This window comes from Paraburkholderia sp. (assembly GCF_026225065.1).
Taxonomy (GTDB): Bacteria; Pseudomonadota; Gammaproteobacteria; order Burkholderiales; family Burkholderiaceae; genus Paraburkholderia.
Window position 1 is genome coordinate 1 of sequence record NZ_JAMFSB010000035.1, and the last position, 12,180, is coordinate 12,180.

The following is a 12,180-nucleotide window of genomic DNA, read 5'->3' on the forward strand; positions in this document are numbered from 1 at the left end:
GGCTCGGAATGGTCGGCTGCGATCTGCCTAAAAACCGGGTTCATCGTCATTCCCCGCCGTCTAATCTTCCAAACATGTCCTTTTTTGAGCGGGCGCGCGGCGGCAGCTGCATTGCCGCCGCGCGTCCGTTCCTGAACGTGGAGCATGCATGGCCACCTTATCGGTTCTCTATTCGCTCATCTATCAGTTCGGCGACAGCTTCGCTTATCTGGTGCTCGCGGCACTCGGCCTCGCGGTGATTTTCGGCATGATGGGCGTCATCAATCTCGCGCATGGCGAGTTCATCATGTGCGGAGCCTACGTCACCATCATCGCGGCCAAGCGCGGCGTGCCGCTGCCTCTCGCGATGCTGCTAGGCGCGATCGCGGCTGCACTGGCGGGCGTGGTGATCGAACGGCTCGTGATCCGTCATCTGTATGACCGCCTGTTCGATTCCGTCGTCGCGACGTGGGCGATCAGCCTCATCGTGCAGCAGACCATGCTGCTCGTCGCCGGCCCTTCGCTCGAAGGCATTAGCACGCCGTTCGGGGCATTCTCTCTCGGCGAGTATTCCTTTTCGACGTATCGCGCCGTGCTGCCCGGCATCGCGCTGGCGATCCTGTTCGCGCTCTATCTGCTGTTCTTCAAGACCAATTACGGCGTCTGCGCGCGTGCGACGATCCTGAACGCCAGGATGGCGCAATGTCTCGGCCTGCGCACCGACCGGCTTTATACGCTGACCTTCGCGCTCGGCGCGGGCCTGGCGGGACTCACCGGCGCACTCTATGCTCCGACCATGACAGCGGTGCCGACGATGGGCAGCAACTTCATCGTGCAAGCGTTCGTGTCGGTGGTCGTGGGCGGCGCCAACGTGATCGCGGGAACCACGCCGGCCGCCGCTGTGCTCGCCATCATCCAGACCGCGCTCACCGCGTCCTACGGTCAACTGTTCGGGCAGATCGGGCTGCTGGTCACGGTCATCGTCGTGATCCGGCTGATGCCGCAGGGCCTCGGCAACCTTTTCGCGCGCTTACGCTAGGAGGCAGACGTGAAGCAAACGAACCTGCCTGCGACGAGCGTCACCACGCGCGCGTTGCCTTACGTGCCGTGGATCTTGGCGCTGTGCCTGCCGCTGGTGGTCGATGCGAACACCAGCGGCAATCTTGCGTACTGCCTGCTATGGGCATTCAGCGCAGTCGGGCTCGCCGCGATGTGGGGCTACGGGGGCATCCTGTCGTTTGGGCAAACCGCCTTCTTCGGGCTGTCAGGCTATAGCTACGGCATCTTCACGCTGAACTACGGCGATACGTGGTTCGAATCATGGCTCGGTCTGGGCGCGGGACTGGTGGTGAGCGTCGTCGTCGCGGCGCTGATCGGCTACATGATTTTTTATGGTCGGATCAAGGGCGTGTTCATCGGCATCGTCACGCTGTCGGTCACGCTCGTGCTCGAAACCTTCATGTCGCAGACTGCTGGCCCGCAATGGGCGATCGGCGAAGCGCGGCTGAACGGCTACAACGGTATGGGCGGCATGCCGCAACTGACGATTCCGTGGCCAGGCGGGCCGCTCACGCTGGAGAACGCGAGCTTCTATTACCTCGTTCTGATCCTGCTGATCGTGGTCTATGCCGTGATGCGCAAGCTGCTCGACGGTACGTTCGGCCTTACGCTCATCGCTATCCGCGAGAATCCGCAGCGTGCGGAGATGCTGGGCGTCGATATCCGCCGTCATCAATGGCTCGTGTTCGTGCTCGGCTGCACGCTGGGCGGATTGTCGGGCGCGCTCTACACGATCTGGGGCTCCTATATCACGCCGTCGACGATGGGCCTCACGGCCGCCGCGATGCCCGTCATCTGGGTGGCGACCTCGGGCAGGAAGAGCATCGGCGGGGCCATTCTCGGCACGGCGCTGCTCGTATGGCTTTCGCAAAATCTCGCTGTATATGGCAGCCAGTACGCGTTGATCCTGCTCGGCGCGATTCTGCTGATCGTGGTGCTGGGTGCGCCGGAAGGGCTGCTGCCATTCGTCACGCGGCATCTGCGGCGGGTCTCGGGCCGCTCGCGCGACGGCGCGCGCCACGGTCGCGCACGCATCAGGCAGGAGGAAGGCAAGTCATGACCACGCTACTGGAAACGCACGGACTCAAGAAGCATTTCGGTGGCGCACATGTCATCAACGGCATCGACTTCAGGATCGATGCGGGCGAAATCCGTTGCGTGATCGGGCCGAACGGCGCGGGCAAGAGCACATTCTTCAAGCTCATCACCGGCGAGCATCGGCCCTCGGAGGGCAGCGTGATGTTTCTCGGCGAGGACATGGGTCATGTGCTGCCACACGAGCGCATTCGCATGGGCATGAGCATCAAGTTCCAGATTCCTGGCGTGTTTCCTGACCTGAGCGTGCGCCAGCATCTGCAGTTGTCGCTGCATCGCGCGAAGGACGACCGGCCCGAAAGCCTCGACGAGCTCTTGCAGCGCTTCATGCTGGAGAAGGAGGGGCACGTGCTCGCGCGCAATCTGTCGCATGGCAAGAAACAGTGGCTCGAAATTGCCATGGCCGTGTCGCTGCGTCCGAAGCTACTGTTTCTCGATGAGCCCGTCGCGGGCATGTCGGTCGAAGAGACGCATGCGACCGGCGAACTCATCAAGCGTCTGTCGGCAGCCGGTTTGACGATGATGGTGGTCGAGCACGACATGACCTTCGTCAAGCAGATCGCCTCGCGCGTGACGGTGCTACATGGAGGGCGTGTGCTCGCGGACGGACCGCTTGACGAGATCCTCGCGCGCGACGATGTCGCCGAAGTCTACCTGGGGAAGAGGAAGTGAGCGCGCTGCTCGAGGTGTCAGGCGTGGAGGCAGGTTACGGCGGCGGACGCGTGCTCAATGGCGTGTCGTTCAGCGTCGGCAAAGGCGAGGTGCTCGCGTTGATCGGGCGCAACGGCGTCGGCAAGACCACGTTGATGCGCGCGCTGATTGGCCTCATCACGCTCGACGCCGGCGAAATCACGCTGGATGGCGAAGCGATCGGCCACCGCAAACCTTACGTTCGCGCGCAGCAAGGCATGGGCTATGTGCCGCAAGGACGCGAGATCTTCGGCGCGTTGACCGTCGCCGAGAACCTTCAGGTCGGCGCGCAGGCGAATCGCGCGCAGGCGGCGCGAATGAGAGAGAAAGTGGTGGGCTACTTTCCGGTGCTGAAGCAGCGCTACGCGCAGAAAGCGGGGACCATGAGCGGCGGCGAACAGCAGCAACTGGCGATCGCGCGCGCGCTCGTCAGTTCGCCGAAAGTGCTGCTGCTCGACGAGCCATCGGAAGGCATTCAGCCCTCTATCGTCGATCTGATTGGCGAGACGCTACAGCAGATCGCGAGTGAGACGGGCATCGGCGTGGTGCTGGTCGAGCAGGACATGGGTATGGTCGAACGCATCGCGACGCGCTGCTGCGTGATGGACAAGGGCCGGATTGTCGAGACATTGAGCCCCGCGCAGCTTGGCGACGAACAACTGATTCGCCAGTATCTGGCACTGTAACGGAGAGCAGAACATGAAATGGCTTGAAGAATCGATCATGATGAAGCGCGGAGTCGGCGCCCATCGTGAGCCGGTGGAGCATCATCTTACGGAGGAGTTGCAGCAGACCTATCACTACACCATCGGGCCGTATTCGCAGCCGGTGCTGCATGTCAAGCCGGGCGACCGCATCGTGGTCGAAACGCGCGACGCATTCGAAGGCAAGATCAAGGAAGAGACCGACAAGCCGTCGCAGGTTTTACAGGTGCCGTTTCTCAATCCGCAGAACGGGCCCATCATGATCGAGGGCGCGGAGAAGGGCGACGTGGTCGCCGTGTACATCGAAAAGATGGCGCCGCGCGGCGACGATCCGCATGGATTTTGCTGCATGATCCCGAACTTCGGCGGCCTGACCGGCACCGACTACACCGCACTGCTCAACGAGCCTTTGCCGGAAATCGTGCGCAAGATCAAGATCGACGAAGAGAATGTGTACTGGAGCAAGCGCAACACGCTTCCGTACAAGCCCCATATCGGCACGCTGAGCCTTTCGCCCGAGATCGATTCCATCAATTCGCTCACGCCCGACAATCACGGCGGCAACATGGACGTGCCCGATATGGGGCCGGGCAGCATCACGTATCTGCCGGTGCGCTCGCGTGGCGGCCGGCTCTTCATCGGCGATGCGCACGCCTGCCAGGGCGACGGCGAAGTCTGCGGCACAGCCGTCGAGTATCAGAGCACGACGACGGTGCGTGTGGATCTCATCAAGAACTGGCAGATCGCCTGGCCACGGCTCGAAAACGAGGATGCGTTGATGAGCATCGGCAGCGCGCGGCCGCTGGAGGACGCGACGCGAATTGCCTATCGCGAGCTGGTGCTATGGATGGCTGCCGAATACGGCTTCGACAAATGGGACGCGTACATGATGCTCAGTCAGGTTGGCAAGGTTCGCCTTGGTATTTTTGTCGATCCAAAATACACCGTTGGCGCGATGGTCGCCAAGCATTACCTCAAGTAATGCATCAGGTAATGCCTCACGCAGGAAGAAGCAGAAAGAATCAAGGCAGACAAGCGCGGGGCACCCGCTCCGCGCGTTTTCGAGGGCGCGTCACGAAATGGCTTTGTCCGATGTCATCCGAGTAGGCCTGCTTTGCTCGACGAGCGGCTCGACCGCGTTGCTCGAACAGTCGCAGTGGCGCGGCGCGTCCCTCGCCATCGAGGAGATCAACGCGCGCGGCGGCATCGATGGACGCGAACTCATCGCCCTTCACTACGATCCCGCCTCGGACCCCGCCGCATTTCGTGAACTTGCCGAGCGGCTGATCCTGCAGGACGGCGTCAACGTCATCTTTGGCGGATACACCTCGACGAGCCGTAAGGCCATGCTGCCCGTCGTGGAAAAACACAACCGGCTGCTGATCTATTCGCAGCAATACGAGGGCTTCGAATACTCGGACAACATCATCTATAGCGGCGCTTCGCCGAATCAGAACGGCGTGCAGCTCGCCGATTTCATGACGGAAGCCTATGGCGCGCGTGTCTATTTCATCGGTTCGCGCTACGTCTATCCGTACGAATGCAATCGTACGATGCAGGAACTTCTGCTGCAGCATCCCGAAGGCGCGATTCTCGGCGAGCGCTACCTTCCGCTCGATGCCACGCGCGATCAGTTCGCGCAGGTCGTCGCGGATATCAGGCGCAAGTCGCCAGACTGGATCTTCAGTACGGTCATCGGTGCGACCGTCCCCTATCTCTACGATGCCTACGCGCATGCGGACCTCGATCCGTCCCGCATGCCCATTGGCAGCCTGAATACCTCCGAGACCGAGATTCATGCCATGGAGCGTGGCATCGCGGCCGGGCATTACACGGCGGCGCCTTATTTCCAGAGCGTCGACACGGCGGAGAATCATCGCGCGGTGCGGCACCATCAGTCGCGCTTCGGTGCTAATACGCCCACGGACATGAACTGGGAGGCAGCGTACTACCAAATGCACATGTTCGCGGAAGCATGCGCACGCGCAGGCTCGGACGAAATCGGGGCGATCATGTCGCATCTCCTCGGCTCGGAATTTGCTGCGCCGCAAGGCCGGGTACGTATCGATCCGGTCAATCATCACATGGCGCTCTATCCGCGCATCGGCCGCGCCAATGCGGACGGCCAGTTCACCATTCTGCGCGAATCGAAATTCGCCGTCGGCCCCGATCCGTACATGACGCGCCAAACGCTAGGGGACTGGGTCACGAAGTTGAGCACGCGGGACTACTGACGTGAACACGCGCGCCGACAGAGGCCAACGCAGCCTCACGAGTTCGTTTCTCGAGCGCACTGCGCGCGTGGTCGTTTTCCATCCGGACGACGATGACGGGCAGACGCTCACCAACCATCTACGTCGCATGGGCTTTCAGGTGGAACGATGCTGGCCGCCGACGGACACGCTGCCCGAGCGGACCGACCTCGTGTTTCGCGCGTTGCTGCCAGAAGAGCGCGCACCGAAAAGCGAGTGGTCCGGGCCGGATGCGCCACCCGTCATCTGCGTGGTGAGCTACGAGAATCCGACCTTCATCGATCAGGCTATCAAGATGGGCGCGGACGGCATCGTGACGACGCCGATTCGCGCATCGGGGTTGCTGTCCACGGTGGTGATGGCGCTGTATCACGCGAAGCGCTCGCGTCAGCATACGCAACGAATCGAGAGACTCGAGCAGAAACTGCTCGACAGCCGGCATCTGCGGGAAGCGAAAGGGATTCTGATGACCATGCACCATGTGAGCGAAAGCGAGGCATACGACATACTCCGCGCGCAGGCGATGGAAAAGCGCGTGACCATCGACGATATCTGTCACTCCGTTATTCAGGCGGGCGAAGTGCTGCAGATTGCGCGCGGCGTGGCATCGGAAGATGGGCGCGAGAAGGAATGATCGCGCCGTTGTGGGGCGCACTCGATATCGTCGAGGCCAATGTAAGCGCACTCGCCGTCAGTAACGACATCGAATCGTGGCGTAAGGAGTCCGAAACGGGTGCGCGTCAACTCAACAGGAGCATGGAATGGAACAAGGCAGTGCGATGAACATCGACCTGGAAAATATGACGGTCGACGCTGCGCAGGCCGCGTTTGCGGCCGGCAGTTTCAGTGCCGAGCAACTGGCGCGGGCCTGTTTCGACAGGATCGAGCGCTACAACGCGAAATACAACGCGCTGATCTTCCTGAACCCTGCGGCCGTAGAAGATGCACGAAGGATCGACGAGCGACGTGCTGCCGGCGAGCGACTGGGCCCGCTCGCGGGCGTGCCGGTCGTCATCAAGGATCCAATGGACATGGTCGGATTCCCGACCACGGCGGGATGGGCGAAGCTGTACAGCAAAAAAGGCGGTGTCGACCTGTTTCCCGAGCGCGATTCGCCGGTTGTCGCGCGCATGCGGCGTGCCGGCGCCATTCTGCTGGGCAAGACGAACGTTCCCGTGTTGAGCCACACCGGCACGCATGCGAACGACAGTTGGGCAGGACCGACAATCAATGTGGTGATGCCCGAACGGGCGCCTGGCGGCAGTAGTGCGGGGACCGCTTCGGCGGTGGCCTCCGCTATGGCGGTTCTGGGGCTCGCCGAAGAAACCGGCGGGTCGATCCAGAACCCCGCGTCAGCACAGGACCTCGTCGGCATCAAGCCGACCATCGGACTGGTGCCGAATGCAGGTGTGGTGCCGCTTTCGGCGAATCGGGATGTGGTGGGGCCGATTGCCCGAAACGTGAGAGACGCGGCGCTGTGCCTCGACGTCCTCGCGGGATATTCGAGTGAGGACCCGAAGACGTTAGCCAGCGTCGGGCGGCAGCCGGAAGGTGGCTATGCGGCGGGGCTGGAAGGCAAGGCACTGGTGGGCAAGCGCATCGGCTTGTACGGCCCAGGCTGGCGCGCCCAGCCGCTTTCCGATGAGGCCGCGGCGCTGTACGAGCGCGTCAAGGGCGAGTTAGCCGCGCTCGGCGCGACCTTGATCGACGATCCGTTCGAAGGCTCGGGGTTCGCCGAATTGCGGCAGCCGACCCCGCCACTTGCGAACTTCGATGCGCGCGGCCTCGAGTCGATTCCTTACGATATCGAGAAATATCTGCAGCGGCTCGGCAAGAATGCATCGCTTAAGACCTTCGCGGCATTCGCCGAAGCGACCAAAGACGAAGACGCTTTTGGACCGGATGGCGTGCTGCACTATATGCATAGCCTCGCGGATTTCAGGGTAGCGCTGGCCGATCCGTCGTCGCCGCCCGAGATGCCTGAGTTTGTCGGACTGAAGGCGCGTTATCTGCGCATCTTCGAAGCGGTCATGACGGCGCATCGTCTCGACGCACTCGTGTTTCCGCAAATGCGATGTGAGCTTCCTCCGCTTCAAGGCAAGAGCACGATCCAGGAGACAACGGTGGGCGAGATCAATATCGCGGGGCTGCCCGGCATCGCAGTGCCGGCAGGCTATTACGCGTCGGGATCGCCATTTGGACTGATCTTCGTCGGCCGCCAGTGGGATGAGGCGGCGCTACTTGGATATGCCTATGCGTATGAAAAGGGCGCCGACCACCGGAAGGTGCCGATGCTTGATTGAAACGGTTCGATCGCCGCGGGTTCAGACGACGACCGCCTATTGCACAGGTTGCGCGACCGGTACTTCGCTGTTCGTCCTCTTTTTCCGTGCCAGGAGTTTCACGTACGCCGCAGTTGCAAGCGGCGACAGCAGCGACGTGATAATCGTTGAACCGCCGGCAAGGCGCGAAGCGATGATATTCACGACGCAACCAAGCGTGAGTGTCACGAGCCCGAGCAGAATGCCCGGCAAGCCTGCGGAGAGAATCGCGAGCAGGTTGATCCCCACGCCGAGGCCGAACGCAAAAAAACGGGATCAACAGATGGCCGCCCGCTTTCAGGAACTTGCGCATGTCGCTATCGAGGTTGCCGAGAAATCGATGTAGCGGTCGCGGATGATTGAAAGCGCCCGATCGGTCGTCACGGCATCCAGCCGGTTATTGCTGGGCTTCGCGCACGGACCCGACACGAGACCTGCCGGTCCGTGTTCGCGCAGGCGTGCCGCGAGGCGTCGAACCTGGCGCGTCGTCAGCGACAGCCGCTCGGCGGCAAGCCACGGCTTCCGCAGGGCCGTCGACGACGGACTGAATAACCTTGAACCGGTCCAGTTCGTGCATCGACATGGTGATAGTCCCAAGTGCGTTCATTGCCGGCGCTCCTGAAAGGTGCTGGCAACAAACCTAGCTCCCCAAATACGACATTTCTATTTGGCGGAAACGCGACATTTGAACTTTGGACTAACAGGGTTGGGACTTTTTAGAAATGTCCGGTTCTGAGGTTCAGAAATATCTATGTTAGAGGGCTTTTGAGCACCGAGCCAACCCGCATTCCGGCAGTTGCCAGAATCGCTTCATTCAACTGCTCCCGGGTCAGCTCGCGCTGCTTGCGGGTGCCCACCTTGCGCTCCTTGGACCGCGGCGCTTCGCCCTGATTGGTCCTCGATGGCGAGCCCGACGCCCGCCTGTCATCACGTTGCGCCTGAATGACCTGCGCCATCTGCAACGTATGGCCCAGCCGCTTGTTGTCGACCACCGCCGCCTGATCGATCTCCGAGAGCCGGTCATACGGCACACAGGGCAGGGCAGCACCATTCACCCGGATCTCGATGCGCCCATCCGGATACTCGAACACATCCAGATAACGGTGAATCAGGCTGCGGTTCGCCACCGTATCCTCCAGCAGATAGATCACCCGGTCGTACTGCACCGTCAGCACCTTCGACACGCGCCGCGGCACCCGGCACGTCAGAATCACGTCAAGATCGTCATCCACCCGCAGCGGCCGGTGCGCATCGAACGTGCTCCTCGGCACCTTGCCAAACCGGCCATTGAAGTCGGCGATGAAGTGGGGCGCGTAAGCGTTGGCCGCCTCCTTCGTGCTGATCCCGCGCAACCGCAATTCCTTGACGAGCCGGTCCTGCAACGTCAGGTTGGCGCGCTCGACACGGCCCTTGGCCTGGCCGCTATTGGCGCAGAACGTATCCACATTCAGCTCATATAGCGCGCGGCCAAACTGTGTTACGCCCTTGCCAGGCGTGACCGAATGGCTGTTGCAGTGAAACACACTGGCCTTATCACTGTAGAGCGCGACCGGCTTACCATGCTGTTCTAGGTAATGGCGCGTCGCCTCGAAGTAGCTGAAGGTCGACTCAGTCGCCGTGAAGTGCAGCGCCATCAACCGGCCCGTCGCATCGTCAATGAATACCAGCAGCGTGCACGCCGGTGCGCGTTCCTCGAACCACCGGTGATCGCTGCCATCGATCTGCACCAGCTCGCCCAGGCACGCGCGACGGTTTCTCGGCTGATGCAGCTTCGGCGGCCGCTGTTTGCGGGAATCCACAGCCCGGCCTCACGCATCCAGCGCCGCACAGTTTCCTTCGCCAGCATCACGCCATGACACTCGGCGAGCTTCTCGCACGCCAGCGTCGGCCCAAAATCAGCATAGCGCTCTCGCACCAGCGCCATGGCCCGTGCACGGATATCCACCGGCAGTTCGCGATTGCTGGGTTGCCCACGTCGCGCCGAAATGAGCCCGGCCGGTCCGGCGGCCTCGTAGCGCCGCACCAGCCGGCTGACCTGACGCTCACACAGCTGCAGCCGTTCAGCCGCCAGTACGATCGTCAGGCGATGCTGGACGACCGCCTCGATGATCTTCACGCGCTCGAGCTCGTGCATGCTGATCGTGATGAATCCACGTCCGTTCATGGTCTGGCTCCAGGCTGGCTGTGATGCGCAGCATGCGCCACAGCAGCCAGCCCGGAGCAGGAAACCGGACATTTCTAATGAGCCAGAACCGGACATTTCTAAAAAGCTCTGACACACAGATTGTTGATAATTTATATTATGTCAAATTACTAACTTTCATCAATGGCCCGTCCCTTGTCCAGTTACCTATACAGTGCTCGTACGTAAAGTTGTCATGCAAGGCTACGCAATCGCGTCCGGAAAATGACAATCCACGTTTTTCGTGTTGAGCGGACGCCTTTACATCCTTTTTTTGCTCCACAAATTTTTCGCACCCTGTGCGGATGCTTTTGCGTCGTCGTGACAGGCGTTCCATGTTGCCGCTCCTCAACGTTTTTTTTTTGATCCGGCTTTTCGCGCATCCATCCATGCCAACCATCCGCGGCGATATGCCCGGGCGTCAGCCAAAGCATGGTGAAGCCGCCGATCGGTGTCATAGTAAGCGGCGACAGATCGGTCATATACGGTCGTATCAATCAGCGGCCGTAGATCAAAATAGGTTGACGCGAGATTAGCGGCCCGAGGCGAACCGAGCAAGTCGAGCAAAAAATTGAAGTCCGTTGCCGAATCGCACGCCACGTGCACCTTGCGTGGAGACTCTGCAAGCCACGCACGTAGTTCAGCTCGGGCTGGCGCGGTCGCACGGCGCGGGCCGTCGAGCAGCGGCAGAACCTCTCGTTTCACGAAGTCGGTACAGTCCGCCACGCGCCATGTATCAGCAATTTCCACGTAAAACTCACGTTTTCCGTCTTCTGTCACAAGCGCAAGACTTATGAGTTGAGGAGCGGCTTGCTCATATCCTGTGTACTCGGTGTCTAAAAAGAGCAGCATATTTAGCGAGGTTTTGCGTTTCCACGGCCCGGCGAAAGAATACAACACGTCTTCCTGTCATCGGGATGCCCTTTTTCCCTACCCTACTCTAGAAACGCCGCAGTCGAGATAGTTTTACACCTGCTTTAGCCGGACTAGATGTGTCTCGAGGGCGGTGTCAAAAAAGTTAGATTCCCGTAGCCTACCGTTGATCCACCTCGACGTGCTCTCCTGCATTTTCCTTGCGTCGCATCTCCTAGCACTCGTGCGGCAGCTACCTTCGTGCGCCCCCTGCTCTTGATTCACTGCTATCACGTTCCTCGTAAGTGGTTGTCTCAGCCGCCCGTATTGACGCCCTTCCGGCATCTGCCGTCCTGCGTAGTCTCGCTGCTCTTCTTGCGTGTTTGGAGTCTAACCGGAGAAAGCTCTAGCCTTTTGACAACATCGACAAACTGTGTAAAGCGCCCGTCATATCGCCTTTGTCCATCGGATGCAAATCCGACTAGTTGGTCCTTCGGGAAGCTAAGGCGGACACACATTAGCTGGTTCTTTGCGGTATATGGACTAGCACTGTCCTGCTGCATCAGCTGTTGATCACAGGCATTTTTCTCAATGGACGTTTGCAGAAAGGCATCGCACACATTGAGTTGTCGAAACTGAATGGCAGCATGCACGTCGGCCTTGTCCAAATTCCTCAGTGCGCCTAACTCGCTGACACACTGGTCAGCATGATGGACGAGCAGCTCCAAGAGCACCGTGTTTCCGATCCGATTCAGTATGTTGACGTCGGTGATCGTAATGCTTTCGTCCTTCTTGGACTCGCAGTCGACTCCATAAGGCCGAAGTGTCGCACACTGCTGTGAGGACAAAGTCACGCTCGTAGCGTGCAGGTTTGCAAATCCAAGCTTACTTACGAGTACTTTTGCGTAAAGAATCGGATTGTTGGTAACCATGGGAACATACACTAAGCAAATGAAGATTGTGCAGATAAAGGTCACAAACCTCATCTTCACGTCATTTGCTGAGAAGATCATCCAATTAAGCATTGGGATCAGCACGCATGCAAC

At 60.4% G+C, this 12,180-nt stretch carries 12 protein-coding genes and 2 pseudogenes; 9 read left to right on the plus strand and 5 right to left on the minus strand.

Annotation, left to right across the window (positions count from 1 at the left end):
* The first annotated feature begins 148 nt into the window (after nt 1-148).
* From M0954_RS02465 to M0954_RS02505, 9 genes are all read left to right on the plus strand, one after another.
* The gene (locus M0954_RS02465; protein WP_122155962.1) at nt 149-1,018 is read left to right on the plus strand and encodes a branched-chain amino acid ABC transporter permease; all 870 of its coding nucleotides are present in this window, start codon (nt 149-151) and stop codon (nt 1,016-1,018) included.
* Between the two features lie 9 nt (nt 1,019-1,027).
* Entirely contained in the window at nt 1,028-2,098 is a 1,071-nt protein-coding gene (locus M0954_RS02470) for an ABC transporter permease (protein ID WP_122155963.1), read from the plus strand.
* A complete protein-coding gene (locus M0954_RS02475) occupies nt 2,095-2,805 on the plus strand; it encodes an ABC transporter ATP-binding protein (RefSeq protein WP_122155964.1) in 711 nt (236 codons plus the stop codon). The genes M0954_RS02470 and M0954_RS02475 overlap by 4 nt, the downstream gene beginning before the upstream one ends.
* Nucleotides 2,802-3,509 carry an ABC transporter ATP-binding protein gene (locus tag M0954_RS02480; RefSeq protein ID WP_122155965.1) on the plus strand — a complete coding sequence of 236 codons (708 nt, stop codon included), beginning with the start codon at nt 2,802-2,804 and terminating at the stop codon, nt 3,507-3,509. The genes M0954_RS02475 and M0954_RS02480 overlap by 4 nt, the downstream gene beginning before the upstream one ends.
* A 13-nt stretch (nt 3,510-3,522) precedes the next feature.
* Nucleotides 3,523-4,509 carry an acetamidase/formamidase family protein gene (locus M0954_RS02485; RefSeq protein WP_297351456.1) on the plus strand — a complete coding sequence of 329 codons (987 nt, stop codon included), beginning with the start codon at nt 3,523-3,525 and terminating at the stop codon, nt 4,507-4,509.
* A 97-nt stretch (nt 4,510-4,606) separates the two neighbouring features.
* Entirely contained in the window at nt 4,607-5,761 is a 1,155-nt protein-coding gene (locus tag M0954_RS02490) for a transporter substrate-binding domain-containing protein (RefSeq protein ID WP_122155967.1), read from the plus strand.
* A gap of 1 nt (nt 5,762) precedes the next feature.
* Entirely contained in the window at nt 5,763-6,413 is a 651-nt protein-coding gene (locus tag M0954_RS02495; RefSeq protein WP_123387256.1) for an ANTAR domain-containing response regulator, read from the plus strand.
* Nucleotides 6,410-6,562 (plus strand): hypothetical protein, encoded by a 153-nt coding sequence (locus tag M0954_RS02500; RefSeq protein WP_297351458.1) that lies wholly within the window; start codon nt 6,410-6,412, stop codon nt 6,560-6,562. Before M0954_RS02495 ends, M0954_RS02500 begins: the two co-directional genes overlap by 4 nt.
* Nucleotides 6,541-8,082 carry an amidase gene (locus M0954_RS02505; protein WP_297351460.1) on the plus strand — a complete coding sequence of 514 codons (1,542 nt, stop codon included), beginning with the start codon at nt 6,541-6,543 and terminating at the stop codon, nt 8,080-8,082. Before M0954_RS02500 ends, M0954_RS02505 begins: the two co-directional genes overlap by 22 nt.
* A 36-nt stretch (nt 8,083-8,118) precedes the next feature.
* On the opposite strand, the gene M0954_RS02510 is transcribed toward M0954_RS02505, so the two are convergent.
* The 5 genes and pseudogenes from M0954_RS02510 to M0954_RS02525 form a co-directional block, all read right to left on the minus strand.
* Nucleotides 8,119-8,349: a hypothetical protein gene (locus M0954_RS02510; RefSeq protein WP_297351462.1), complete on the minus strand. Its 231-nt coding sequence runs from the start codon at nt 8,347-8,349 to the stop codon at nt 8,119-8,121.
* An 84-nt stretch (nt 8,350-8,433) separates the two neighbouring features.
* Nucleotides 8,434-8,683 (minus strand): annotated as a pseudogene (locus tag M0954_RS30295) (ISNCY family transposase); the annotation flags it as partial.
* A 166-nt stretch (nt 8,684-8,849) separates the two neighbouring features.
* A pseudogene (locus M0954_RS02515) lies at nt 8,850-10,264 on the minus strand (ISNCY family transposase).
* A gap of 366 nt (nt 10,265-10,630) precedes the next feature.
* Nucleotides 10,631-11,179 (minus strand): 3'-5' exoribonuclease, encoded by a 549-nt coding sequence (locus tag M0954_RS02520; protein ID WP_297351464.1) that lies wholly within the window; start codon nt 11,177-11,179, stop codon nt 10,631-10,633.
* 269 nt (nt 11,180-11,448) lie between these two features.
* A partial coding sequence (locus M0954_RS02525; RefSeq protein ID WP_297351466.1) for a hypothetical protein occupies nt 11,449-12,180 on the minus strand: 732 nt, incomplete at its 5' end.

Coding starts and splice junctions, on each gene's coding strand:
- M0954_RS02465 (WP_122155962.1), top strand. CDS start 149: ATGGCCACCTTATCGGTTCTCTATTCGCTCATCTATCAGTTCGGCGAC.
- M0954_RS02490 (WP_122155967.1), top strand. CDS start 4,607: ATGGCTTTGTCCGATGTCATCCGAGTAGGCCTGCTTTGCTCGACGAGC.
- M0954_RS02475 (WP_122155964.1), top strand. CDS start 2,095: ATGACCACGCTACTGGAAACGCACGGACTCAAGAAGCATTTCGGTGGC.
- M0954_RS02505 (WP_297351460.1), top strand. CDS start 6,541: ATGGAACAAGGCAGTGCGATGAACATCGACCTGGAAAATATGACGGTC.
- M0954_RS02485 (WP_297351456.1), top strand. CDS start 3,523: ATGAAATGGCTTGAAGAATCGATCATGATGAAGCGCGGAGTCGGCGCC.
- M0954_RS02500 (WP_297351458.1), top strand. CDS start 6,410: ATGATCGCGCCGTTGTGGGGCGCACTCGATATCGTCGAGGCCAATGTA.